We start from the raw sequence: 24,182 nt of genomic DNA, 5'->3' as shown, positions 1-24,182 counted from the left end.
TCAGCCTCCGATCAGCGGCAGCGCCAGCATCATGGTCAGCACGAACGCGTTCATCAGGTCGACGAAGAACGCGCCGGCCAGCGGCGTGATCAGGAAGCTGGTGGGCGCCGGCCCGTAGCGCGCGGTGATGGCGCGCATATTGGCCATGGCGGTGGCGGTCGAGCCCATGTTGAAGCCGATGAACGCGGCCGAGCTGACCGCGGCTTCGTAGTCGCGCCCCATGAAGCGGAAGCACACCAGCACCACGTAGAGGATGATGAACACCACCTGCATCGCAATGATCAGCAGGAACGGCCCGGCGGACAGCGCCACGTCGGCCAGGTCCAGCGCCATCATCGTCATCACCAGGAACAGCGACAGGCAGACATTGGTGATCAGGTCGGTGGCGCGGTCGTCAAAGCGCATGCCGGCAAAGGGCAGCAGGTTGCGGATGGCGATGCCGAGCATCATGCACCAGAGGAAGCCCGGGATGGTGATGGCGCCGGTCGGCATCTGCGCGGCGATCCAGCGCCCGCCGATCACCGCGGCCAGGATGCCGGCCAGCGATGCCAGCGCGCCCACGGTGGTGATGGGCGCGACCGCCGCCGCTTCCTCCTCGGTGTCGCCGGGCTCGCGCGCGGTCGAGCGCAGCCGGTAACGCGAGATCAGGTATTGCGCCACCGGCCCGCCGATAATGCCGCCCACGATCAGGCCGACGGTGGCCACCGTCATCGACAGGTCCATCACCGCCTGCAGGTTGTTGACTTCGGCAAAGCGCGCGGCATAGGCGGCGCCGGTGCCGTGCCCGCCCACCAGCGTGATCGAGCCGCCCACCAGGCCGAAGATCGGATGCAGGTCCAGCACCCGCGCCATGGCCACGCCGACCACGTTCTGCACCACGATATAGGGCAGCAGGATGATCAGGAAGATCACCAGCGCCTTGCCGCCGCGCCGGAGCATGCGCAGGTCGGCGCAGAGGCCGACGCCGCCGAAGAACATCAGCAACAGCACCGGCTTCATGCCGGGATCGATCACCACGCGGAAGTTCACCGTCGCCATCGCCGTCGACGCCAGGATCGCGAACAGCAGGCCGCCGGTGACGGGATCGGGAATGTTGTAGCGCGACAGAACGCCGACGCTGCGGTTGACCAGCGTACCGATCAACAGCACCACCACGGCGGTCAGCAATGAGGCCAGCAGGTCAAGGTTCATCGGGGGGCGTCCTGACGCGTAGCATGCATCACTACGGGTTGTAGTCGGACGGCGGGGAGAAGGCAAGGAAAGGATGGGCCGCGCAAGGGCAGGGTGTACTCCCTCTCCCCTCATGGGGAGAGGGCCGGGGTCAGGGGTGGTCTGGCTGGCGGCCACATCAAGCGGCGCCAATGGTTTTTTCAAGCGCACAACTGTCGTGGAGGCGCCGGCCCTCACCCCCGCCCCTCTCCCGCAAGCGGGAGAGGGGAGCAAACCGGCAGTGATGTCATTGACTTCGCGTCCGGCGCAGCCTCAACGCGTCCGCAACGCCTCCACGATATTCATGCGCGCCGCCCGCACCGCCGGCAGGAATCCTCCCACCAGCCCCATCACCATCGAGAACGCCAGCGTCTGCAGGGCAATCGCCGGCGTCAGGATAAAGCGGAACGACAAGTCGGCGAAGGTCTGGAAGTTGGTGGTCGAAAACGAGGCGAACTGCATCAGCGCCGCGCAGGCCAGGCCCGCGGCGCCGCCGACCAGGCCCAGCAGTGCCGCTTCGGCCAGGAACGCGGCCAGCACGCTGCCGCGCGGGAAGCCCAGTGCGCGCAGCGTGCCGATCTCGGCGACGCGGTTGGCCACCGACGCATACATGGTGATCATCGCGCCGATCATCGCCGCGATCGAGAAGATGGTAGACAGCGTGAAGCCAAGGATATTGATAAAGCCGGACAGGGCCTTGGACTGGTCGCTGTAAAACGCCTGCTCGCGCTTGGCCTCGTCGGCGAGGCGCGGGTCGACATCGAGGTCGGCGCGAAAGCGCTCGAACAGCGCCGAATCGGCCAGCCTGACCACCATCGACGAGTACGCATTGCGCCGGAACGATTGCATCAGCTGGTCGACGTCGCCCCAGATCTCGGAGTCGAAGCCGCTGCCGCCGCCGTCGAAGTGGCCGACCACGGTCCAGTCGCGCTGCGCAAAGCGCAAGTGCTCGCCGATCTGCACGCCGGCAAAGCCGCCGGCGATGCTGCTGCCGACGATGATCTCGGACGAGCCCGGCCGGAACATGCGTCCGGCCACCAGCCGCACCTGCGGACGCAGGTCCATGCCCGCCGGCGAGATGCCTCGGATCACCACGTTGGACGGCTGGCCGGTGCTGGCCTTGGTCAGCGAGATCAGCACCACGGCCTCGCGCGACGCCAGCGGCTGGCCGGCGCCGCTCATGGCCACGGCCGGATGCATCTCGATGATGCTGGCCTGGTCGCGGTTGACCGCGCTCTGGATCTCGGTCTCGGCGCCCTTGCGGATTACGACCACGTTGTCGTGCTCGCCGGTGGTGACCAGCGTCTTCTTCAGGCCGGCGTCGAGCATCAGCATGGTGGCGAAGACGAACACCACCAGCGCCAGGCCGGCCGCGGTCAGCGCGGTGGTCAGGCGCCGGGCCCACAGGTTGCGCGCGATATAGGTCAATGGGATGGCCACGGCAGTCTCCCCGCGCTAGCCGATGGCCCGCAGGCCCTCGACGATGCGCACGCGCGCCGCCTGCAGCGCCGGCACGATGCCGGCAAAGATGCCCACCGCCAGCGCGCACGCCGCCTGCAACTGCATGGTCTGCGGCGACACCGTGAATACCGGGAACACGCCGCCGACCGCCTGCTTGAAGGCAGCCGCCACCGGCGGCGTGGCCAGCATGCCGAGCGCGCCGCCGGCCACGCACAGGGCCAGCGATTCGCCGAACACCAGCAGCGCCAGGAAGCCGGGGCCGAAGCCCAGCGCCTTGAGCGTGGCATATTCGACGGTGCGCTCGCGCGCGCTCATCGCCATGGCGTTGGCCATCACCGCCATGATGATCACGATCACCACGTATGACACCACGCGGATCGCCGCGATGATCTGGTTCGACATCGCGACAAAGCCGAGCTGGAAGGCCTGCTCGGTCTCGGTCAGGGTTTCGGCCAGCGAATTGCGGAACACGCCGTCGACCTGGCGCGAGATTGCCGCGGTGTTGTCAGGGTTGCCGACGCCCAAGATATAGACGCCGACCTGGTCGGCCTGGCGCGGGGTGCGCTTGCGCACGGTCTCGTTCAGGTATTCCCAGTGGAACACCATCTGGCGCGTGATGGTGCTTTCGTCGCGGCCGTCCATGATGCCGCGCACCACGAATTCCCAGGTGCCGGGGTAGATGGTGCCCTTGATCGGGATCACGTCGCCGACCTTGAAACCGAACTGGTCGGCCAGCTGGCGCCCCACCAGCGCGCCCTTGCGGTCGCGCTGGTAGTCGGCGCGCTGCGCGTCCGGCACAATGAATTCGGGGTAGAGGTCAAGGTAGTTGTCGGAGACCGCGAACTGCGCGAAGAAGTTCTTGGGATCGCGATAGACCCCGCCGAACCAGTTGGAGCGCGCCACCATGGTCACGCCGTCGATGCCCTTGATGCGGCTTTCGTAGCTGAGCGGCAGCGGGAACACCAGCGAGATCGCATTGCGCGTGACCAGCCGCGCGCTGGAGGCGGCCGAGGCGCCGGCATACCAGGCATCGATCACGGTTTGCAGCAGCCCGAACGCCAGCACCGCGATCACCAGCCCGAATACCGTCAGCGTGGTGCGCAGCTTGTGCCGCAGCGCATTGCGGGCGATCAGCTTGAGCGCGTACATGGTGAACGGAGGCTACGCCGGCTCGCCACGGATCAGCTCTCCCTTCTCCAGGTGCACCAGAGCGCCGGCCGCGGCGGCGGCGTGCGCGTCGTGCGTAACCATGATGATGGTCTTGCCGGCATCGGCATTGAGCCGCTGCATCATTGCCAGGATCTCGGCCGCCGAGGTGCGGTCAAGGTCGCCGGTGGGCTCGTCGGCGACGATCAGCGCTGGGTCGGTGATCAGCGCGCGGGCGATCGCCACGCGCTGCTGCTGGCCACCGGACAGCTCCGACGGATAGTGGTTCATGCGGTCGGCCAGGTTGACCATGTCCAGCACCAGCTCTACCCGCGCGCGCCGCTCGGCGCGCGGCAGGCGCGTCAGCATCAGCGGCAGCTCGACGTTCTCGAACGCGGTCAGCACCGGCATCAGGTTGTAGAACTGGAAGATAAAGCCGACATTGGCGGCGCGCCAGTCGGCCAGCGCCGCCTCGGGCAGCTGGGTGATGTCGAGCCCGGCGACGCGCAGCGTGCCGCGGTCGGGGCGGTCGATGCCGGCAATCAGGTTCAGCAGCGTGCTCTTGCCCGAGCCGGAGGGCCCCATCAGCGCGACGAAATCGCCCGCGCCGATCTCCAGCGAGATATCGGTCAGCACCGGCACGGTCTGCATGCCGCGGCGGTAGGATTTGGCGACGTGGTAGATCTGTACCAGCGGTGCGGCGCTCATCGGGGCCTCGCTCATGGCTTGGCCGTGGTGACGCGGCTGCCGTCGCTGATCTGGTCGCCGGGCGACAGCACCACCATGTCGCCGGGCCTGAGGCCCTGCACGGCCACCAGTTCGCCCAGCTTGTCGCCGCGCTTGACCGTCATCTCGTGCGCCTTGCCGTCCCTGACCACGTAGACCACCTGGCGGCCGTCGCGCGTGGCGACCGCCGCCGGCTGCACCGCGACCACCGGCTGGCGGTCCTGCGCGGTGGCCGCGCGCGACAGGAAGGCAATCTTGGCGCTCATGTCCGGCAGCACGCGCGCATCGCGGTCGACAAAGCGCACCTTGACCAGCACCGTGGCCTTGGAGCGGTCCACCGTCGGCACGATGCGCGAGACCTCCCCGGCCAGGCGCAGGCCGGGCAGGGCGTCGAGCAGCAGCTCGCAGGGCTGGTCGACGCGGATCCGGGCGATATTGGATTCGGCGACATCGGCTTCGACTTCCAGCGTCTCCATGTCGGCGATGGTGACGATCGCACCCTTGGTGTCGGCGGCGGCGGAGAAGGGCGTGATGTTGTCGCCCACGTTGGCATGCTTGACCAGCACCACGCCGTCGAACGGCGCGCGCACCACGGTCTGCTCGACCGCCACCTCGGCCGCGCGTGCATTGGCCTGCGCCGACACCACCGACGCGCGCGAGCTGTTCACCGATGCCCGCGCCTTGTCGAAGCGCGCCACGTCGGCGTCGTACTGGGTGCGCGAGATCGCGTTCGGCACGATCAAAATCTTGGAGCGGCGCAGGTTCACCTCGGCGTCCTTGAGCTCGGCCTGCTGCAGCGCCAGGTTGGCCTGCGCCACCTGTACCTGCGCCTGCGCCTGCGCGAATGACGCGGCCACGTCCTTGCTTTCCAGACGCGCGATCACCTCGTCCTTTTTCACGCGCGAGCCTTCGAGCACGCCCAGCCATTCCAGCCGGCCCTGCGCCTTCGACGCGACCGCCGCCTTGCGCTGCGGCACGACATAGCCGGTGGCGTTCAGCAGCGTGAAGTTCTGCGTGGGATAGGCTGAGGTGACGGTGGCGGTCTGCACCGGCCGCGGCGCGGCCAGCCGGATGGCAACGCCGGCCAGGGCCAGCAGCACCACCGCGATGGCCGCGTAGCGCAGCCACCGGCGCCGCGGGCGGAGGCGGGCACCGGGCGCGGCGGCTTGCCGGTCGATCTTGAGCCTGGACAGGTCGTGGTCAGCCACTGCGCGCTTCCTTTCGCTGGAATGGGCGGGGCTGTCAGTATAGCGGTGATAAGGAGGGACTTCGTGACGTGCGGCGCAGCCAGCGACCGCTTGGTTTGCTCCCCTCTCCCGCAAGCTGTATGGACCGGGGACATAGGTAACAGGTGTGCCAGGACATGGGTAACACTTTTCCCGCTTAGTCAGCGGGAGGAAAACGTTGCCCTGGAGCCAAACCACCGTGAAGCAGCAAAGAGAAGAGTTCGTCCGCCTGGCACGCCAGGCGGACGCCAATATTGCGGAGCTTTGCCGCCGCTTCTGCATCAGCCGCAAGACCGGCTACAAGTGGTTGAACCGAGAGGATCTGGACGACCGAACTCGGCGGCCACATAGCTCTCCCGGCCGAACTCCAGCTGCCATCGAAGAGAGCGTGCTAGCGATACGAGCCGAACATTCGGCCTGGGGCGCCCGCAAGATCGCACGCGTGCTGGAGCGCGACCACCGCATCCAAATCGCCCCGAGCACAGTCAATTGGGTGCTGCGCCGCCATGGCTTGATCGATCCGGCCGCCAGCGCGGCCGCTACAGCATGGCAGCGCTTCGAGCACGACCGGCCCAATGCACTATGGCAAATTGACTTCAAAGGCCACTTCGCTACCGACACGCAGAGGTGCCACCCGCTCACGGTCTTGGACGATCACTCCCGGTTCAATGTGCTGCTCAAGGCCTTGGGCAACGAACAGTTTGAATCCGTACAGGAAGCGTTAGAGATGGCTTTTGCGCGCTATGGGCTGCCCGAACGGATCAATGCAGACAACGGCCCGCCCTGGGGTTCCCCAGTGCCCGAGCATTAACCACGCTGGGCGCGTGGCTGATTCGCCTGGGCGTGCGGCTCAGTCATAGCCGACCTGGCCATCCTCAGACCAACGGTAAGGACGAGCGCTTCCATCGAACCATGCAGGCTGAGCTGTTGGCCAACCAGCGTTTCCGGGATCTGGACGATGCCCAGCAGCACTTCAGCCATTGGCGCCACGTGTACAACTTCAAGCGCCCCCACCACGCGCTGGATATGGAGACCCCCGCAAGCCGCTATGCGCCTAGCCCACGGGCGATGCCGCGCGAACTCCCGCCCATCGAGTACGGCAGCAATGACATCGTGCGAAAGGTAGGCGACGGCGGGCGCATCTGCTTCCGAGGAAAGACGTTCCGGGTCGGACGAGCCTTGGTCGGAACGCCCGTAGCGCTGCGCCCTCGCGTGGATCTGGACGGCACCTTTGACGTCTACTTCTGCCATCAAAAGGTCGCCACAATAGACCTACAGCAGGCCGATTAAACTGGAGACTGGACTGTTACCCATGTCCTGGCACATGTGTTACCCATGTCCCCGGTCCATACAGCAAGCGGGAGAGGGGCGGGGGTGAGGGCGGGCGCTGGCAATTGCGACAGCGGGTACTTCGTGGAAGCTCCCGCCCTCACCCCAACCCTCTCCCGCAAGCGGGAGAGGGAGCAAACCGGGCAGCACGAGCGAGGTGGTCAGCTAATGCTCGCCTTCCACCGCCAGCTTCAGCTTGCCCAGCGCAAACTCCCATTGCCGCCCGATCGCTTCCAGCGACCGGCGCGCGGCATCGAGCTGGCCGGGCTCGAACTGCCACAGGCGCTCGCGTCCGGCGCGGCTGTCGTGCACCAGCCCGGCCTGCGCCAGCACCCGCAGGTGCTTGGTCACCGCCTGCCGCGTCATCGCGCTGCCCGCCGTCAGTTGCGCGATCGACATCGCGCCGCCGGCGCACAGCGTCGCCACCAGCCGCAGCCGGGTTTCGTCGCCGAGCGCGGCAAACACCGCGGCCGACTGCCGCAGCTCCGGCGCGTCCGGCAGCGCCTCAGGCAGCGCCGGCAACATGCTGGCGGATATTGTTGACCTGCGCATCCCAGCCGCCGCTGTTGATGCGGAACGCTTCCTGGCGTCGTTCGGGCGGGATCCGGTCAAAGCCGGACTCGACCACGGTCAGCATGGTCCCGCCTTCCGCCTCGCGCAGCGTGAATTCCACCAGCGTGGCGGGCTCGTCCGAGTAATCGCGTCCCCGCTCCAGCGGCGCCGGATGCCAGCGCCACGACAGCAGCCGTTCCGGCTCCATGCGCTCGACGCGGACGTCGAACTTCAGGTATTCATAACCCGGATAGGTGATGCTGCCCACCACGCGCTGGCCAGGGGCGAAGGTGGCGCCGTCGAAGCGGACGCCGAACCAGCTGCCGAAGGTATCGGCATCGGCCAGCGCGTGCCAGACGCGCGCGATCGGGGCTTCGATCAGGATGCTGCGTTCGATGCGGTCGGTGTCGGAAGGCATGGGCGGTCTCCTGGTTGGGGTATCTACATGCAACGCGATGGTTGCATGGTAGGAGCCCTGCCCGTGAAATGCAACCAAAAGGTTGCTGGTTTGGCCGACCCCTTTACAGGTCCAGCACCAGCCGCTGGCCCTTGCAGCGCGACACGCACGGCATCATGGTCTTCTGCGCCGCTTTCTCGGCGTCCGACAGATACTGATCGCGGTGGTCGGCCTGGCCCTCCAGGATCGCGGTCTCGCACGAGCCGCAGATGCCCTCGCGGCACATGCAGTCCACCTTGACCCCGGCTTTCTCGATCGCGCGCAGCAGGGACTCGTCGGCGCCCACCTGCAGCGTTATCCCGCTCTGGTGCAGCACGGCCTCGAAGGCGCCGCCGCTGGCATCGACCTCGTTGCGGAACTGCTCGAAGTGGATGCGCGCGGTGTCCCAGCCGGCGGCGCGCGCGGCGTTGACCACGGCATCGTTGAGCGGGGCCGGGCCGCATACGTAGACGTGGGTGTCGGCCGGCTGTGCGGCGATCAGCGCGGCGATGTCGAGCAAGGTGCCGCTGTCGCTTTCATACAGGTGCAGCTGCCCGGGCTGCAGCGTGGCCGGCAGCACGTCCAGGAAGGCGGCGGAGTGCGCGTTGCGGAAGCAGTAGTGCAGCGCGAAGGCGGCGCCGCGCGCGGCCAGCGCCTGGATATGGGTCATGAAAGGGGTGATGCCGATGCCGCCGGCGATCAGCAGGTGGCGGCCGGCGCCGTGGTCCAGGCTGAACAGGTTGCCGGGCGTGCCGATGTGAAGCTCGTCGCCTTCGCGCACCCGTTCGTGCAGGTAGCGCGAGCCGCCGCGCGAAGCTTCTTCCAGCCGCACCGCGATCTGGTAGTGGCCGGGCTCGCCCAGCGCGCTGGTGAGCGAGTAGGCGTTGCGCAGCCGGCCGCCGTCCATGTGGACGACGACGTGGCTGCCGCTGTCGAAGGCGGGCAGGGCGCCGCCGTCGCAGGGTTGCAGGGTGAAGCGCTTGATGCCGGCGGCCAGCGGCTCGACGCGGCCGATGCGCACGCGCAGGGTGTCATTCATGGCGGTACCTCGGAATTCAGGGATTGCGGGGAAGGCGGGAGGGAAGGCGGACCGGCACGGCGCCGGCCCGCCCCAGGCCATCAGGTAATGACTGTCAGCCGGGCGGCGATCCACACCACCAGGCCGCCGACGACCAGCGCCACATAGGGCAGCACGCCGGCGCGCGCGTTGGGCAGTTCCATGTCGCGGCGCATCGACTCGGGGAAGCGGCCCTTGTCCTGGATGTAATGGCGGTAGATGAACACCGGCACGATCAGCAGCGCGGCGATCAGGCCGTTGCGCAGCGTGTGCTCACCCTGGAAGTTGGCGCCGGCGCCGACGAAGGCCAGGTCGAAGAAGCCCAGGAACGCACCCAGCGCCAGCAGCCAGTTCTTGCACTTGTATGGCCGCGGCCAGTCGGGGCGGTCCATGCGGTGGATCCAGCCCGACTGCAGGTTCAGGAACACGAAGATCATGTAGCAGACGTTCGAGATCGACAGCACTGCCATGTAGTTCGACATCAGCAGCAGGAACAGGTTGAATAGCAGGTCCGTCCACATCGCGCGCGTGGGCGAGCCGTGCTCGTTCACGTGCGAGAGGTAGCGCGGCAGCCAGCCGTCGACCGAGGCCTGGTACAGCGTGCGCGACGAACCCATCATCGAGGTCATCACGATCAGCAGGATCGCCAGCACCAGCATCACCACGATCACGTTGAACACCACCGCGCCGCCGCCGACGAACCTGGCCATCGCCGCGCCCACGCCGGAACCGTCGACGATGTCCGGCGCCAGCATGCCCTGGAGCCCGAGCGAGCCCTGGAAGGCGATCGGCACCGCGATAAACATGAACAGGCACAGCACGCCGGACCAGAAGATCGCCTTGAAGGTGTCCTTCTGCGGGTCCTTGAATTCGCGGGTGTAGCACACCGCGGTCTCGAAGCCGAAAGTCGACCAGCACGCCAGGAACATCGCGCCCATCGCCGTGCTGATGCCGGCGGCGTTCCAGCCGCCCAGCACCGCGGCGCCGGAGGCGTCATGCGTTAATGGCAGCAGGGGGAAGAAGCTGGTCGAAGGCATGTCGCCGGTGAACAGGGGCACCAGCGCGATCACCACCAGCGGCGTCAGCGAGGCGATGCCGAGGATGCGTTGCGTGGTCGCCGCCGCCGAGGCGCCGCTGTGCTGCAGCTTGAAGGTGATCAGCAGGAACGCGGTGGCGAGCAGGAAGGTGGAATTCACCCGCAGCGTCAGGCCCTTGCTGACGAAGCCCAGGTCCACCAGCGTCAGCTGCCAGGTGTTGATCACCGAATCGGGCGGGAACAGCGCGCTCAGCATATAGCCGGCCGCCAGGCTGGTGCCGAGCGCCAGCATCGGCGACCACGCCACCCAGTTGCACCAGACCGATACCGGTGCCACGAACTTGCTGTAGCGGACCCAGCCCATCGCGCCATACACCGACGCCCCGCCCGACTTGTGCGGGTACAGGCCCGAGATCTCGGCGTAGACGAAGCACTGGGCGAAGCCGACCAGGATGGCGAGGACCCAGATCACCCAGGCCGGGTTGCCGATGGTGGCGGACACGCCGCCGATGGTGAAGAGCACGCCCGCGGGCACGCCGCTGGTAACCCAGAAGGCGTCCTTCCAGGTCAGGGTGCGCTGCAGTTCATGCGATGGGGCTTGTTGCTGGGTTTGCTGCGCTGGGGCGAGCGGCGCCTGCGCGCCGAGCGACAGCACGTCTTTTTGTGAATACACGATGTCTCCTTGCTTCCCGGTTGCCGTGTTGCGTGTTGCCGGAGCGGGGCTCCGTCACGGTCTGCCGTCTGCGGTCTGGGTGGGTACGTTGCGGTACTGCCTGCCGGGGTTACGACGGTCGGGAATGTGTGATGGGGATTTTGGGGGCCTTGGTCATGGTTGTCTCCTGTTGTCATCCCGGGCTTGCCAGGCATTTGTTGGTCAGGGTGTGTGGCGTTTCCGGTTCTTTGAATTTACTAAAAGTAAATTAGAGAACTTCTGGTGTTTTAGTGAGTATAGGAACGGCAGGGAGCCAAGGCAACGGAAGTTTTGCAGCGCCGTTGCCAGGCGTGCCGGCCGCCACCTGGCTACTGCTTCACGGGCTGGCCGGGGCGCGGCGCGCCCAGCGTTTCCACCACGGCCCGGCCGCTCCGGCTGGCCCGACGGTTGCGCCACCAGCCCAGCAGCGTCAGCGCCAGCCAGAAGCACTGGGTCAGGAACGACGCCAGGTTGAACGCGCCCGCCAGCGAGATCAGGATGCAGCTGGGCCCGATCACGTTGAGGACGACGGCCAGCCTGCCGGTCGGGGATTTGTGCAGGACCTGCACGGCAAAGTGCGCGGCAACGTAGGCGGCAACGCCGACAAGTCCGGTTGCGTCGGTAAGACCCAGGGAGGCCATGGTGGTGGGCTTCGTAAGGCAGTGGTACAGCGGTTGATGAATGCCGTCAGAACGTCTTGGTCAGCGAGACCAGGAACGTGCTTTTCAGCGGGTTGGACACCGCCGGGTTGCCGGAGGAATCCAGCGCGCCGGTGGTGTATTTGTCGTATACGTCGGTGCGGCCCCAGCCGCGGGTATAGGCGCCGGTCAGCGTCCAGCCGCCTTCAAAGGCCTTGGACAGTGCCACGCGCACGTCGCGGAAGTTGTAGGCGGCGAAGTTGCGCACGCGCTCCTGGCCGTAGTGCAGCAGCAGCGTGACGCCGTGGCCCAGGTCGAAGGTGCCGTTCACGTCGAGGTAGCCGGAGCCGCGGCTGTGCGGGTCGTTGCCAGTCATCAGCGAGGCGCTGTTGTAGCCGAAGTAGTCGGGCGTATAGGTCAGCCAGTACTTGACGTTGAACCACTTCCACGTCAGCGAGGCGACCGCTTCCCCGTAGTTGTATCGGGTCTGCGCGTACTGCAGCTTCGCGCCCGGGTAGAGGTAGTAGTAGACCTGTCCGGCGTAGACGAAGTCGCCGACGGTGCCGGTATAACCGGCATACAGGTCCCATTCGACCGTGCCGCCCTCGATGAACTTGTCGCTGATGCTCGACATCCAGGTGCCCGCGGAGAAGCCGCTGGGATGGGCATAGTCGATGCCCCCCTGCACCGCAGGCTTACCCCAGGTCTGGCGGAAACCGCGCGAGACGTACTGCGAGGTCAGCGTCATGTTGGCGCTCCAGGGCGACACCGGCGCGGCGGCTTCGGCCGGCGGCACGGTAGCGGTGACTTGCGGCACCGGGGCGACCGCCAGCGTGGTGTCGCCGCCGGCCTGCGCCAGCGCGGGCAGCGCCTGGCACAGCAGCAGGGGCAGGGCGCCGTACAGGACGCTGTATGGGGCACGTCTTGCGGCAAAGCATTTGCGCAGCATGGTTGTGTCTCCTCCTTGCAGCCGGTCTGGGTTTGTTTATGGATCGCCGGCTTTGGTGGTGTTGGGGCGCTGCGCGCCCGACAGGGCGCACGCTGCCCGCCGGGACCTCGGTCCCGGCAGCACATGTGCCGCAGTCAGGGTTCGGGCGGGATGCCCGCGCGCCGCGCCGCTCGGGTCAGGCAGGCATCGGCATGGCGAGGCGCGCGGTGGGCGGCTGAGCTCGCTCCGCGCTAGACTGCATGCGCGCAGGCGCCGCCTGGTAGTAAGGCGCGGTCGAGCGCTGCAGCGGGGCGCGGCCGCGGATCACGTCGGCCAGCTTCTCGGCCATCATGATCGTGGGCGCGTTCAGGTTCCCGGTGACGATCTTCGGCATGATCGAGGCATCGACCACGCGCAGGCCCGACAAGCCATGCACGCGCCCCTGGTTGTCGACCACCGCCATCGGGTCGGAGGCGTCGCCCATCTTGCACGTGCACGACGGATGCAGCGCGGTCTCGGCGTGCTCGCGCACGAAGGCGTCGATCTCGGCATCGCTCTGCACCATCATGCCGGGCTTGATCTCGCGGCCGCGGAACTGGTCCATCGCCTGCTGGCCGATGATCTCGCGCGTCAGCCGCACCGCGGCGCGGAACTCGCGCCAGTCGACGTCGTGCGCCATGTAGTTGAACAGCAGCCGTGGCTTCACGCGCGGATCGCGGCTGGCGAGCTTGACGAAGCCGGTGCTGGGCGAGCGCATCGAGCCCACATGGCACTGGAAGCCGTGCGACTTCACCGGGTTGCTGCCGTCGTAGTTCATCGCCAGCGGGATGAAGTGGTACTGCAGGTTGGGCCAGGCAAACTCGTCGCTGCTGCGGATAAAGCCGCCGGCCTCGAAGTGGTTGGAGGCCGCCGTGCCGGTGCCGCGCAGGTACCATTCGATGCCGATCGCCGGCTTGTTCCACCACTGCAGCGCCGGGTACAGCGACACCGGCCTGGTGCATTCGTACTGCAGGTACATCTCCAGGTGGTCCTGCAGGTTTTCGCCGACGCCTTTCAGGTCGGCGACCGTATCGATGCCGAAGGCGCGCAGTTCGTCGGCATTGCCCACGCCCGAGCGCAGCAGCAGCTGCGGCGATGCGATCGCGCCGTTGCTGACGATCACCTCGCGGCGCGCGCGGGCTTCGCGCACATGGTCGCCCTGCAGGTACGACACGCCGATGGCGCGCTGTCCGGCGAACAGGATGCGGTCGGCCAGCGCACGCGTATGCACGGTCAGGTTGGGTCGTTCGCGGGCCTGGTCCAGGTAGGCCAGCGAGGTGCTGCAGCGGCGCCCGCCCGCGGTGGTGGTGCGGTCCATCGGGCCGAAGCCTTCCTGCCGGAAGCCGTTGAGGTCATCGGTGCGGCCGTAGCCGGCCTGCTCGCCGGCCTTGATAAAGGCGTCGAACAGCGGGCTGATGCCGGCCTTGGGCGTGGTCACATGCAGCGGGCCGTTGCCGCCGTGGTAGTCGTTGGCGCCCTTGTCGTAGGTCTCGGCCTTGCGGAAGTAGGGCAGGCAGTCGGCGTAGCTCCAGTTCTCCAGCGACCGGGTCTGCGCCCAGCCGTCATAGTCCATCGCGTTGCCGCGGATATAGCACATGCCGTTGATCAGCGACGAGCCGCCCAGGCCCTTGCCGCGGCCCTGCGTCATGCGCCGGTGGTTCATGTGCGGCTCGGGCTCGGTGACATAGGCCCAGTTGTAGGTGGTGCCCTGCAGCGGATACGCCAGCGCCGCCGGCATCTGCGTGCGCCAGTCCATGCGCCAGTCGGGCCCGCCGGCTTCCAGCAGCAGCACCGAGACCCCGGCGTCCTCGCTCAGCCGCGCCGCCAGCACGCAGCCGGCCGAGCCGGCGCCGACGATGATGTAGTCGTATTCATGGATTGCCTGCATGGTGCAATCTCCTCGTTTGCGTGACGTCGTGCGCGGCGTCCATGGGGGCGGTGCCGCCGCGCACGCGATTGCGAAGTCGGCCGCGCTCAGGCGCCGAACCAGCCCATCGCCTTCGGGGCGAGGTTGATATAGCTGTGCTTGAGCTCGGTGTACTCGTCCAGGCCGATGCGGGCCAGCTCGCGGCCGATGCCGCTTGCCTTGTAGCCGCCCCACGGCGCTTCCGGGAAGTACGGGTGGTAGTCGTTGACCCAAACCGTGCCGAAGCGCAGCGCGCGCGACATGCGGTTGGCCTTGTCCAGGTCGCGGGTCCAGACCGCGGCGGCCAGGCCATACGGCGTGTCGTTGGCGGCACGCAGCGCTTCTGCTTCGGAGCGGAAGCGCTCGGCGGTGATCACCGGCCCGAAAATCTCCTCCTTCGCAATCTTCATCTGCGCCGTCACGTCGGCCAGCAGCGTCGGTTCCAGCCAGTACCCCTGCTTGAATACGTCGCCGGGCGGCCGCTTGCCGCCGTGGACCAGGCGCGCGCCCTCGGCGATGCCGGCCTGCACCATGCCGAGGATCTTTTCGTGCTGTTGCGCCGACTGCACCGGCCCCATCCGGGTCTCGCCGTGGAAGCCGTTGCCGATCACGATGCGCGGCAGGCGCTCGGCCAGCCGGCCGATGAATGCATCATAGATGCTGTCTTCGACCATCAGGCGCGAGCCCGCGGAGCAGACCTGGCCGGCATGGAAGAACGCGGCGTTGAGCGCGTAGTCGACCGCTGCATCCAGGTCGGCATCGGCAAAGACGATGTTCGGATTCTTGCCGCCCAGTTCCAGGCCGATGCGCTTGAAGTTGCCGGTGGCGGCCTTCATGATGCTCTCGCCAGCGAAGGCGCCGCCGGTGAAGGACACCAGGTCGACGTCCAGGCTTTCGGCCAGTTCCGCGCCCACTTCGGCGCCGCCGGTGACCAGGTTGAATACGCCCGGCGGCAGGTCCAGTTCGGCCACCAGCTGCGTGAAGTGGTGCGTGGTCAGCGGGGTCAGGTTGCTGGGCTTGATCACCACGGTATTGCCGGCGCCCAGCGCCGGCGCGATCTTCCATGCTGCCTGCAGCAGGGGATAGTTCCACGGCGTGATCAGGCCGCACACACCCACGGGCTCGCGCAGCGTGCGGCTGATCACATGGTGCGGCGCTTCGTTGACGGCGCCCGCTTCCGATGCCACCAGCCCGGCAAAGTAGCGGAAGGTGGCGGCGATATCGCCCATGTCGGTGCGGCTCTCGGTCAGGGTCTTGCCGGTGTTGAGCGACTCCAGGTGGGCGAGCTTTTCGGCATCGCGGTCGATCAGTTCGGCAATCTTGTTCAGCAGTCTCGCGCGGTCGCGGATCGTGGTCTGGCGCCAGGGGCCGTCAAATGCCCGGCGCGCGGCCGCGATGGCCAGGCGCGCGTCGGCGCGGGTGGCTTCGGCGGCCTGGGCGATCACCGATTCGTCGGCGGGGCTGACGATGGCGCGCGTGCCCTGGTCGATGGGCGACTGCCACTGGCCGTCGATATAGAGCTGGGTCTGGATCATTGCTGCGGTTCCGTTTGATCTGGTGGTTTCAGGCGGCCAGGGCGTCGAGCACCATCTGCTGGAAGTGCTGCACGCCGTGCTCGCCGATGGCGGAGGTCCTGTCGTCGGTGACCAGCAGCGGGCCCTGGCCGTTGCGGTAGCCGCGCGACTTCAGGCCGCGCTGCACGGATTCGACGATGCTGAGGTCTTCGGGCTTGAGCACGTTCTTGTAGTACTCGATCAGCTGTTCCTGCTCGGCGGTGGGCGTGCTGTCGCGGAAGTAGAACTCGAAGTGCTGGATGGTGGTGTCGGCATCCACCGGCAACATGTAGAACACGCCATAGTTGCCGTCGCCCGGCAGCACGTTGAGCGTAACGTTGGGCCACAGCCAGTACGCGGCGAAGTCGGTGTTGGGCGCGTCGCTGTCATAGGTGAAGGCATCGCTGCCCGAGCGGGTCTGGCCGACCTGGCTGGTGTAGAGGCCGCGCACTTCGTGCTTGTAGGTCTCCATCCTGATCGACTCGACCAGCGCCGGATGCGCGGTCTGGCAGTGCAGGCATTCCAGGTAGTTGTCGACCACCACCTTCCAGTTGGCCTTCATCTCGTAGGTGAGCTTGTGCGCCGGCACCAGCTTGTCGACGTCCGGGCAGCGCGCGCGGATCTCGTCGTTCAGGCCGGCGGCCAGTTCGGCCAGCGGTTTTGCGTCCATGTCCAGGTTGACGAAGACCAGGCCGCAGAACTCTTCCACGCGCACCGGCGTCAGGCCGGCGTTGTCCTTGCAGAAGCCAGGCACGTTCTCGGCGTTGCGCACATGGATCAGCTTGCCGTCCAGGCCGAACGACCAGGCGTGGTAGGGGCAGGTGATCACGTTCCTGGCCTTGCCGGCGCCATCGGCGAACAGTTCGTGCGCACGGTGCGGACAGACGTTGTAGAAGGCGCGCAGCACGCCATCGCGGCCGCGCACCACGAAGATGTTCTCGCCCGCAACCTGGGCGGTGGCGTACTGGTTGTTCTCGGCCACCTGGCTCTTGTGCATCACGCACACCCAGCTGCGCGCGAAGATGGTCTTCTTTTCCTGCTCGAAGACTTCCTGCGAGGTGTAGTAGTGGGCAGGCAGCGTATAGGCGAGCGGCGGCGTGGGGCTGCAGACAGGGGCGGCGGACTCTTGCATTGCGGGTGTCTCCTCGTTGATATCGACGCTTTTGTTAATTTACCAACAGTAAATTAAATTACTATTGGTGATGTGAGATGTAGTCTAGTGAGGTGAGTTGTGTCGGCGCAATTCAAAAAAGCAATGTTTAATGCAAGTCCGATTGCGTAGAGCTATCGAATCGCGCGATTTGCAGCGATGGTGTAAGGTTCGAGCTACTCAATTCACCATCGGTTGAAAAAAAGTGGAGGAGCGCCCATGACCGAAGACACTTTTGCCACGCGCCTGAAGGGGGTGCTGGAAGGCAAAAGGATCATGCTCAAGCAGGTGGCCGAGGCCCTGTCGGTATCGCCGTCGGCGGTGCACAAGTGGACGCGCGGCGGCGAGATCGAGTACGAACGGCTGCTGGCGCTGGCGCGCTTCCTCGGCGTCAACTGGCTGTGGCTGCGCTACGGCGAGCAGGCCATTGCCGACCTCGAGGCCAGCAGCGCGTCCGACCCGCATATCAAGGAACTGCGCCAGAAGCACCTCGCCGAGATCATGGAAAGCGAGGCGCGGATGAAGTTTGCGCAGGAGGTATCGGGCATCGTCACCTGGGAGTGGAACGTGCTGACCGATGGCCTGACCTATTCCTCCAACGACGTCTCGCTGTTCGGCCGCCATATCCGCAACATGGACGACTTCTGGGCCTGCGTGCATCCCGGCGACGTGGCGCGGCTGAAGGAGGTGCTGGCGCGCACGCTGGGCGCGCAGGAGATGCACGAGTGGGAATTCCGAGTGGTGCATGAGGACAACACGCGCTGGATCTCGTCGCGCGCCACGCTGGTGCGCGACTTCGACCAGCGCCCGGTCAAGATGATCGGCGTCAGCCTCGACATCACCGAGCGCCGCCGCGCCGAGGCCGCGCTGCGCCAGAGCGAGGCGCTGCTGGCCAAGGCGCAGCAGATTGCCCACCTGGGCGGCTGGTACTGGAATATCCAGACCGACGACTGCGCCTGGACTGACGAAGCCTATCGCATCTTCGGCTGGGCCCCGCAGGCCTTCAAGGTGACCATGGAGCGCTACCTGGCGTCGATCGTCGAAGCCGACCGCCCGCGCGTGCAGGCGGCGATCCGCGCCGCCATCGTCGACAAGGCGCCGTATCGCGTCGACTACCGCATCCAGTTGCCGGACGGCAGCCATCGCCATATCCACGAGGAAGGCGAGGTCACGCTGGACGAGCACGGCAACGCACTGACGATGGTGGGGGCGTCGCAGGACGTGACGCCCTGAGCCGGCTTGCGCATGCGCCGGCCGGCGGCGGCCGGGCCAACACGGGGGGGGGCGGCATTGCCGCCCTTTCTTATTGCGGCGGGCCGTGGTCGCCACCCGGCGCCGATGAAATAGCGTTTGTTTCAGTGTAAACCATGCTGGAACGTTTGTTTCATTGCCGGCTATGATGGCAACTCCTGCCGCCGCCACCGCGTTCGCCAAGGTCACGCGCCGCATCGTGCCGTATCGGCGGGATCAAGCAGAGCACCGGCAGCATCTCGCTGGGCGTGCTGGGGCTGGCCGGGCTGATGCTGGCCCCTTCGACACCCTATGCGGCAACGCCGATCGGCGCCGAGGCCGTCGAGGTTGCCGGCCGCCTCTACCGGCCGCGTGCCGATGCCGGCCACATGACGCGGCCGTTGTCGCTGGCGGGCCTGCCGGTGGTGGCCGCGCCTTGTGCGGGCGAAGGCTTGCCGTTGGGCATCCAGATCGTCGCCCCGCCGTGGCGGGAGGGTCTGGCGCTGGCGGCAGGGCGTTTGCTCGAGGCGCAAGGCTTGTGCCGCAGGGCAGCGCCGCAATGTTTGTAACGAGTGTTTCATTGAAACAAAGGGCTTTGCCACAGGCACTTCGGTCGCGCACGTGCATGCAGAATGTTTCATTTTCGTGATTTAGGAAACGGATGTTGCATTACGCGGGGAAGTGCCCCTATACTGCAAACGCGTGATCGGGTCGACCTCAGCTACTGAACGGGATATCGAGATGCAAGAGCAAAGGCAGCAAAAAAAACGGCGGTCGCTGGCCACCCTGTTGTGGCTGGGCGCCGCAGTCCTGGCCGGGCCCGCGACGGCAGACACCTATCCGTCGCGTCCGATCCGCCTGGTGGTGCCATCGGCGGCCGGCGGCAGTCCCGACGTGCTGATGCGCGCGCTGGGCGCCGAGGCCGGCAAGTCGCTGGGCCAGCCCTTCGTGATCGACAACAAGCCCGGCGCCTCGGGCGTGATCGGCATCTCCGAGCTGGAGCGCGCCGCGCCCGACGGCTACACCCTCGGTTACGCCAACAACGTCACGCTGTCGATCAACAAGAGCACCTTCCGCAAGCTGCCGTACCGGCCCGATGCCTTCGTGCCGGTGGTGCTGCTGTTCAAGGTGCCGAACGTGATCGCCGTCCGTCCGGACATGCCGGTCAAGAACTTTGCCGAGCTGGTGGCCCACATCAGGGCCAACCCGGACAAGGTCACCTATGCCTCGCCGGGGCAAGGCACGTCCGGCCACCTCACCGGCCAATTGCTGGCCGACAAGGCGGGGCTTGCCTGGACCCATGTCGGCTACAAGGGCAGCCCGCAGGCCGCGACCGATGTGGTGGGCGGCCAGGTCAACGTGCTGATCGACAACATGCCGACCATCCTGCCGCTGATCAAGGCCGGCAAGCTGAAGCCGCTGGCCGTGACCAGCCTGGCGCGTGCGCCGCTGTTGCCGGCGCTGCCCACCATCGCCGAGTCGGGCGTGCCCGGCTTCGAGGGCGTGGCGTGGGGTGGCCTGGTCGCGCCGCACGGCACCGCCGCCGACGTGGTCGCCAGGCTCAACGGCGCTTTCAACCGCGCGCTGGCGGATCCGGCCATCCGGGAAAAATTTGCCGCGCTGGGCGCCGAGATCGTCGGCGGCTCGCCGCAGGCGCTGGCCGGCTATGCCGCGCAGGAAACCGGCAAGTGGGCGGCCGTGGTCAGGCAGGCCGGCATCGCGCCGCAGTAGCCGCCCGACCAGACAAGGACCGACAATGGCATCGCAATCCCCGGCGCCCCAACGCGCCGACCTGCTCTTTCGCAACGCCACGGTGGTGGACGGCACCGGCGCAGCCCGCCGCAGCGCCGGGGTCGCGGTCACCGGCGACCGCATCGTTGCCGTAGGCGACTGCGCCGGCATCGTCGCGGCCCACACCGTCGACTGCAGCGGCCGCGTGCTGGCGCCCGGCTCTATCGACGCGCATACCCATGACGACGGCTACCTGCTGGTGCACCGGGACATGACGCCCAAGGTGTCGCAGGGCATCACCACGGTGGTAACCGGCAACTGCGGCATCAGCGTGGCGCCGCTGGTCAGCAGCGCGCCGCCGCAGCCGCTGGACCTGCTGGGCCCGCCCGCGCTGTTCCGCTTCGATACCTTCGCGCAGTGGCTCGATGCGCTGCGCGCGGCGCCCGCCAATGTCAACGTGGTGCCCTTGCTGGGACACTCGACGCTGCGCGTGCGCGCGATGCCGGAACTCGACCGCCCCGCCAATGACGCGGAAATCGCCGCAATGCGCGCGCAGGTCGGGCTGGCGATGGAGGCCGGCGCCTTCGGGGTGTCGACCGGCACCTTCTATCCGCCCGCGGCCGCCGCTACCGAAGCCGAGATCATCGCCGTATGCGAGCCGGTCCGCACCCACGGCGGGGTCTATTCCACGCATCTGCGCGACGAGACCGACGCGATCGTGCCGTCGATCGAGGAGGCGCTGCGCATCGGCCGTGCGCTGCACTGCCCGGTGGTGTTCTCGCACCACAAGGTGGCGGGCAAGCGCAACCATGGCCGCTCAACCGAAACGCTGGGCCTGCTGGCCGAGGCCGCGCTCCTGCAGCCGTTGTGCCTGGACTGCCATCCGTATCCCGCCACCTCGACCATGCTGCGGCTGGACCGCGTGCGCCAGTCCACGCGCACGCTGATCACCTGGTCCACCGGCTACCCCGCGGCGGGCGGACGTGATTTCCATGAACTGATGCAGGAACTCGGGCTGGATGAGGAAGCGCTCCTCGCCAGGCTGCGTCCGGCGGCGGCGATCTACTTCATCATGGACGAGCGCGACGTCGCGCGCATCGCGCAGTTCCCGCTGACCATCTTCGGCTCCGACGGCTTGCCGTTCGATCCGCGCCCGCATCCGCGCCAGTGGGGCACGTTCCCGCGCATCCTGGCGCGCATGGTGCGCGAAGACCGGCTGATGACGCTCGAGGCCGCGATCCACAAGATGTCCGGGCTGGCCGCGCAGCAATACGGCCTGCAAGACCGCGGCCGGATCGCCGCTGGCGCGTTTGCCGACCTGGTCCTGTTCGACGCGCAGCGCGTGCAGGACCGTGCCACCTTCGAAGACCCGCTGCAGCTCAGCACCGGCATCGACGGCGTCTGGGTCAATGGCGCGCAGGTCTGGCAGCAATCCGCGCAGGCCGGGGCTGCCGCCGGCAGCGCGCTGCCCGCATTTTCCGGCCGCGTGCTGCGCCGCCTTGCCACCGACCACACTGCCACCACCACACCATCATGACCCACGTATTCCATCGCAATCCGCGCCAGCAACTTCCCGTGGCCGTGGCCGGACAGGGCATCGAACTGATCGACAGCACCGGCCGGCGTTACCTGGACGCCTCCGGCGGCGCCGCCGTGTCGTGCCTCGGGCACGGCCATCCGCGCGTGATCGAGGCGATCAAGGCGCAGCTCGACACCATTGCCTACGCACACACTTCGTTCTTCACCACCGAGGTGTCGGAGACGCTGGCCCAGACCCTGGCGCAGGCGGCGCCCGGCGATCTCGATCATGTCTATTTCGTCTCGGGCGGCTCGGAGGCGGTGGAATCGGCGCTGAAGCTGGCGCGCCAGTACTTTGTCGAGGTGGGGCAGCCCGCGCGCCGCCACTTTATCGCGCGCCGCCAGAGTTACCACGGCAACACGCTTGGCGCGCTGGCGATCGGCGGCAACGCATGGCGGCGCGAGCCGTTCCTGCCGCTGCTGGTGCCGGCCCACCACGTGTCGCCTTGCTATGCATACCGCGACCGGCAGGCGGGCGAAAGCGATGCGCAATACGCGCAGCGGCTGGCCGACGAACTGGAAGCGAAAATCCTGGAGCTTGGGCCCGAAACCGTGGCGGCGTTCGTCGCCGAAACCGTGGTGGGCGCCACCGCCGGCGCGGTGCCGCCGGTGGGTGACTACCTGCGGCGCATCCGCGCCGTATGCGACAAGTACGGCGTGCTGCTGATCCTCGATGAAGTGATGTCAGGCATGGGCCGCACCGGCTACCTGTTTGCGTGCGAAGAGGATGGCGTGGTGCCCGACATCGTCACCATTGCCAAGGGGCTCGGCGCCGGCTACCAGCCTATCGGCGCGATGCTGTCGACGCGCCGCATCTACGACGCCATCGTCGGTGGCAGCGGCTTCTTCCAGCACGGCCACACCTATATCGGCCACGCCACCGCCTGCGCCGCGGCCCTGGCGGCGCAGCGCGCCATCGTCGAGGACAAGCTGCTGGCCAACGTGCTGGCGCGCGGCGAACAACTGCGCAGCCGGCTGCGCGAGGCGCTGGCCGACCACCCCAGCCTGGGCGATGTGCGCGGACGCGGCCTGTTCGTCGGCGTGGAATTCGTCGCCGACCGCGACAGCAAGGCCACCCTCGATCCCGCGCTGAAGACCCACGCGCGGCTGAAATCCGCGGCGATGCAGAACGGGCTGCTGGTTTATCCGATGGGCGGCACCGTCGATGGCGTGCATGGCGACCACGTGCTGTTCGCGCCGCCGTTCATTTGCACGCCGCGGGATATCGACAACATCGTCGACCGCTTTGCCGCGGCGGTGGGGGCGGTGCTGCCGGCGAGCGTTGCGGCATGAATTACTGAAGCCCATCGCTTGCAGCCGGTTTGCGCCCCTCTCCCGCCAGCTGTATGGACCGGGGACATGGGTAACACATGTGCCAGGACATGGGTAACAGTCCAGTCTCCAGTTTAATCGGCCTGCTGTAGGTCTATTGTGGCGACCTTTTGATGGCAGAAGTAGACGTCAAAGGTGCCGTCCAGATCCACGCGAGGGCGCAGCGCTACGGGCGTTCCGACCAAGGCTCGTCCGACCCGGAACGTCTTTCCTCGGAAGCAGATGCGCCCGCCGTCGCCTACCTTTCGCACGATGTCATTGCTGCCGTACTCGATGGGCGGGAGTTCGCGCGGCATCGCCCGTGGGCTAGGCGCATAGCGGCTTGCGGGGGTCTCCATATCCAGCGCGTGGTGGGGGCGCTTGAAGTTGTACACGTGGCGCCAATGGCTGAAGTGCTGCTGGGCATCGTCCAGATCCCGGAAACGCTGGTTGGCCAACAGCTCAGCCTGCATGGTTCGATGGAAGCGCTCGTCCTTACCGTTGGTCTGAGGATGGCCAGGTCGGCTATGACTGAGCCGCACGCCCAGGCGAATCAGCCACGCGCCCAGCGTGGTTAATGCTCGGGGCACTGGGGAACCCCAGGGCGGGCCGTTGTCTGCATTGATCCGTTCGGGCAGCCCATAGCGCGCAAAAGCCATCTCTAACGCTTCCTGTACGGATTCAAACTGTTCGTTGCCCAAGGCCTTGAGCAGCACATTGAACCGGGAGTGATCGTCCAAGACCGTGAGCGGGTGGCACCTCTGCGTGTCGGTAGCGAAGTGGCCTTTGAAGTCAATTTGCCATAGTGCATTGGGCCGGTCGTGCTCGAAGCGCTGCCATGCTGTAGCGGCCGCGCTGGCGGCCGGATCGATCAAGCCATGGCGGCGCAGCACCCAATTGACTGTGCTCGGGGCGATTTGGATGCGGTGGTCGCGCTCCAGCACGCGTGCGATCTTGCGGGCGCCCCAGGCCGAATGTTCGGCTCGTATCGCTAGCACGCTCTCTTCGATGGCAGCTGGAGTTCGGCCGGGAGAGCTATGTGGCCGCCGAGTTCGGTCGTCCAGATCCTCTCGGTTCAACCACTTGTAGCCGGTCTTGCGGCTGATGCAGAAGCGGCGGCAAAGCTCCGCAATATTGGCGTCCGCCTGGCGTGCCAGGCGGACGAACTCTTCTCTTTGCTGCTTCACGGTGGTTTGGCTCCAGGGCAACGTTTTCCTCCCGCTGACTAAGCGGGAAAAGTGTTACCCAT

Annotated in this window: 20 protein-coding genes and 1 pseudogene; 6 read left to right on the top strand and 15 right to left on the bottom strand. The window is 67.0% G+C overall.

Annotation, left to right across the window (positions count from 1 at the left end):
• The 5 genes from gltS to CBM2586_RS27110 form a co-directional block, all read right to left on the bottom strand.
• A complete protein-coding gene (gltS, locus tag CBM2586_RS27130) occupies window positions 1-1,191 on the bottom strand; it encodes a sodium/glutamate symporter (RefSeq protein ID WP_115666234.1) in 1,191 nt (396 codons plus the stop codon).
• Window positions 1,192-1,482: 291 nt separating this feature from the next.
• Window positions 1,483-2,649, bottom strand: coding sequence for an ABC transporter permease (locus CBM2586_RS27125; protein ID WP_115690930.1), 1,167 nt, complete (start codon window positions 2,647-2,649; stop codon window positions 1,483-1,485).
• Window positions 2,650-2,664: 15 nt separating this feature from the next.
• Complete coding sequence (locus CBM2586_RS27120) at window positions 2,665-3,819, bottom strand: ABC transporter permease (protein ID WP_115666236.1); 1,155 nt, start codon at window positions 3,817-3,819, stop codon at window positions 2,665-2,667.
• Window positions 3,820-3,831: 12 nt separating this feature from the next.
• Window positions 3,832-4,524, bottom strand: coding sequence for an ABC transporter ATP-binding protein (locus tag CBM2586_RS27115; RefSeq protein ID WP_115690928.1), 693 nt, complete (start codon window positions 4,522-4,524; stop codon window positions 3,832-3,834).
• Window positions 4,525-4,535: 11 nt separating this feature from the next.
• A complete protein-coding gene (locus CBM2586_RS27110) occupies window positions 4,536-5,750 on the bottom strand; it encodes an efflux RND transporter periplasmic adaptor subunit (RefSeq protein ID WP_115690926.1) in 1,215 nt (404 codons plus the stop codon).
• Window positions 5,751-5,946: 196 nt separating this feature from the next.
• On the opposite strand from CBM2586_RS27110, the pseudogene CBM2586_RS27105 reads away from it, so the two are divergent.
• A pseudogene (locus CBM2586_RS27105) lies at window positions 5,947-7,058 on the top strand (IS481 family transposase).
• A gap of 204 nt (window positions 7,059-7,262) precedes the next feature.
• Here the strand turns inward: CBM2586_RS27105 and CBM2586_RS27100 are convergent.
• From CBM2586_RS27100 to CBM2586_RS27060, 9 genes are all read right to left on the bottom strand, one after another.
• Window positions 7,263-7,622, bottom strand: coding sequence for an ArsR/SmtB family transcription factor (locus CBM2586_RS27100; RefSeq protein ID WP_115666239.1), 360 nt, complete (start codon window positions 7,620-7,622; stop codon window positions 7,263-7,265).
• On the bottom strand, window positions 7,603-8,067 hold the full coding sequence (locus tag CBM2586_RS27095) for an SRPBCC family protein (RefSeq protein WP_115666240.1): 465 nt from the start codon (window positions 8,065-8,067) through the stop codon (window positions 7,603-7,605). The genes CBM2586_RS27100 and CBM2586_RS27095 overlap by 20 nt, the downstream gene beginning before the upstream one ends.
• Before the next feature lie 103 nt (window positions 8,068-8,170).
• Entirely contained in the window at window positions 8,171-9,124 is a 954-nt protein-coding gene (locus CBM2586_RS27090) for a PDR/VanB family oxidoreductase (protein ID WP_115690924.1), read from the bottom strand.
• An 80-nt stretch (window positions 9,125-9,204) separates the two neighbouring features.
• Window positions 9,205-10,851, bottom strand: coding sequence for an APC family permease (locus tag CBM2586_RS27085; protein ID WP_115666242.1), 1,647 nt, complete (start codon window positions 10,849-10,851; stop codon window positions 9,205-9,207).
• Window positions 10,852-11,198: 347 nt separating this feature from the next.
• Entirely contained in the window at window positions 11,199-11,510 is a 312-nt protein-coding gene (locus tag CBM2586_RS27080; RefSeq protein ID WP_115666243.1) for a CBU_0592 family membrane protein, read from the bottom strand.
• Between the two features lie 46 nt (window positions 11,511-11,556).
• The gene (locus CBM2586_RS27075) at window positions 11,557-12,456 is read right to left on the bottom strand and encodes a TorF family putative porin (protein WP_115690922.1); all 900 of its coding nucleotides are present in this window, start codon (window positions 12,454-12,456) and stop codon (window positions 11,557-11,559) included.
• 175 nt (window positions 12,457-12,631) lie between these two features.
• Window positions 12,632-14,362 (bottom strand): choline dehydrogenase, encoded by a 1,731-nt coding sequence (betA, locus tag CBM2586_RS27070; protein ID WP_115690920.1) that lies wholly within the window; start codon window positions 14,360-14,362, stop codon window positions 12,632-12,634.
• An 86-nt stretch (window positions 14,363-14,448) separates the two neighbouring features.
• A complete protein-coding gene (locus CBM2586_RS27065) occupies window positions 14,449-15,915 on the bottom strand; it encodes an aldehyde dehydrogenase family protein (RefSeq protein WP_115690918.1) in 1,467 nt (488 codons plus the stop codon).
• A 28-nt stretch (window positions 15,916-15,943) separates the two neighbouring features.
• Entirely contained in the window at window positions 15,944-17,065 is a 1,122-nt protein-coding gene (locus CBM2586_RS27060) for an aromatic ring-hydroxylating oxygenase subunit alpha (RefSeq protein ID WP_115690916.1), read from the bottom strand.
• A 237-nt stretch (window positions 17,066-17,302) separates the two neighbouring features.
• On the opposite strand from CBM2586_RS27060, the gene CBM2586_RS27055 reads away from it, so the two are divergent.
• The 5 genes from CBM2586_RS27055 (at window position 17,303) to CBM2586_RS27035 (ending at window position 22,915) form a co-directional block, all read left to right on the top strand.
• Window positions 17,303-18,316, top strand: coding sequence for a helix-turn-helix domain-containing protein (locus CBM2586_RS27055; protein WP_115666248.1), 1,014 nt, complete (start codon window positions 17,303-17,305; stop codon window positions 18,314-18,316).
• A 266-nt stretch (window positions 18,317-18,582) separates the two neighbouring features.
• Window positions 18,583-18,882, top strand: a complete 300-nt coding sequence (locus tag CBM2586_RS27050) for an amidase family protein (RefSeq protein ID WP_240988037.1) — start codon at window positions 18,583-18,585, stop codon at window positions 18,880-18,882.
• A gap of 172 nt (window positions 18,883-19,054) precedes the next feature.
• On the top strand, window positions 19,055-20,044 hold the full coding sequence (locus CBM2586_RS27045; RefSeq protein ID WP_115690914.1) for a Bug family tripartite tricarboxylate transporter substrate binding protein: 990 nt from the start codon (window positions 19,055-19,057) through the stop codon (window positions 20,042-20,044).
• Window positions 20,045-20,069: 25 nt separating this feature from the next.
• Entirely contained in the window at window positions 20,070-21,581 is a 1,512-nt protein-coding gene (locus CBM2586_RS27040) for an N-acyl-D-amino-acid deacylase family protein (RefSeq protein WP_115690912.1), read from the top strand.
• Window positions 21,578-22,915: an aspartate aminotransferase family protein gene (locus tag CBM2586_RS27035; RefSeq protein ID WP_115690910.1), complete on the top strand. Its 1,338-nt coding sequence runs from the start codon at window positions 21,578-21,580 to the stop codon at window positions 22,913-22,915. The genes CBM2586_RS27040 and CBM2586_RS27035 overlap by 4 nt, the downstream gene beginning before the upstream one ends.
• A gap of 113 nt (window positions 22,916-23,028) precedes the next feature.
• Here the strand turns inward: CBM2586_RS27035 and CBM2586_RS27030 are convergent, their stop codons facing one another.
• Window positions 23,029-24,141, bottom strand: coding sequence for an IS481 family transposase (locus CBM2586_RS27030; RefSeq protein ID WP_115687561.1), 1,113 nt, complete (start codon window positions 24,139-24,141; stop codon window positions 23,029-23,031).
• Between the last annotated feature and the right edge of the window lie 41 nt (window positions 24,142-24,182).

This window comes from Cupriavidus taiwanensis, assembly GCF_900250115.1.
Lineage (GTDB): Bacteria > Pseudomonadota > Gammaproteobacteria > Burkholderiales > Burkholderiaceae > Cupriavidus > Cupriavidus taiwanensis_B.
This window is presented reverse-complemented; position numbering and strand designations above follow the sequence as displayed.

What these genes read in the sequence shown, in the direction of transcription:
- CBM2586_RS27115 (WP_115690928.1), bottom strand. Translation starts at nt 4,524, where the DNA reads ATGAGCGCCGCACCGCTGGTACAGATCTACCACGTCGCCAAATCCTAC.
- gltS (WP_115666234.1), bottom strand. Translation starts at nt 1,191, where the DNA reads ATGAACCTTGACCTGCTGGCCTCATTGCTGACCGCCGTGGTGGTGCTG.
- betA (WP_115690920.1), bottom strand. Translation starts at nt 14,362, where the DNA reads ATGCAGGCAATCCATGAATACGACTACATCATCGTCGGCGCCGGCTCG.
- CBM2586_RS27090 (WP_115690924.1), bottom strand. Translation starts at nt 9,124, where the DNA reads ATGAATGACACCCTGCGCGTGCGCATCGGCCGCGTCGAGCCGCTGGCC.
- CBM2586_RS27035 (WP_115690910.1), top strand. Translation starts at nt 21,578, where the DNA reads ATGACCCACGTATTCCATCGCAATCCGCGCCAGCAACTTCCCGTGGCC.
- CBM2586_RS27065 (WP_115690918.1), bottom strand. Translation starts at nt 15,915, where the DNA reads ATGATCCAGACCCAGCTCTATATCGACGGCCAGTGGCAGTCGCCCATC.
- CBM2586_RS27040 (WP_115690912.1), top strand. Translation starts at nt 20,070, where the DNA reads ATGGCATCGCAATCCCCGGCGCCCCAACGCGCCGACCTGCTCTTTCGC.
- CBM2586_RS27055 (WP_115666248.1), top strand. Translation starts at nt 17,303, where the DNA reads ATGACCGAAGACACTTTTGCCACGCGCCTGAAGGGGGTGCTGGAAGGC.
- CBM2586_RS27080 (WP_115666243.1), bottom strand. Translation starts at nt 11,510, where the DNA reads ATGGCCTCCCTGGGTCTTACCGACGCAACCGGACTTGTCGGCGTTGCC.
- CBM2586_RS27045 (WP_115690914.1), top strand. Translation starts at nt 19,055, where the DNA reads ATGCAAGAGCAAAGGCAGCAAAAAAAACGGCGGTCGCTGGCCACCCTG.
- CBM2586_RS27100 (WP_115666239.1), bottom strand. Translation starts at nt 7,622, where the DNA reads ATGTTGCCGGCGCTGCCTGAGGCGCTGCCGGACGCGCCGGAGCTGCGG.
- CBM2586_RS27060 (WP_115690916.1), bottom strand. Translation starts at nt 17,065, where the DNA reads ATGCAAGAGTCCGCCGCCCCTGTCTGCAGCCCCACGCCGCCGCTCGCC.
- CBM2586_RS27075 (WP_115690922.1), bottom strand. Translation starts at nt 12,456, where the DNA reads ATGCTGCGCAAATGCTTTGCCGCAAGACGTGCCCCATACAGCGTCCTG.
- CBM2586_RS27120 (WP_115666236.1), bottom strand. Translation starts at nt 3,819, where the DNA reads ATGTACGCGCTCAAGCTGATCGCCCGCAATGCGCTGCGGCACAAGCTG.
- CBM2586_RS27095 (WP_115666240.1), bottom strand. Translation starts at nt 8,067, where the DNA reads ATGCCTTCCGACACCGACCGCATCGAACGCAGCATCCTGATCGAAGCC.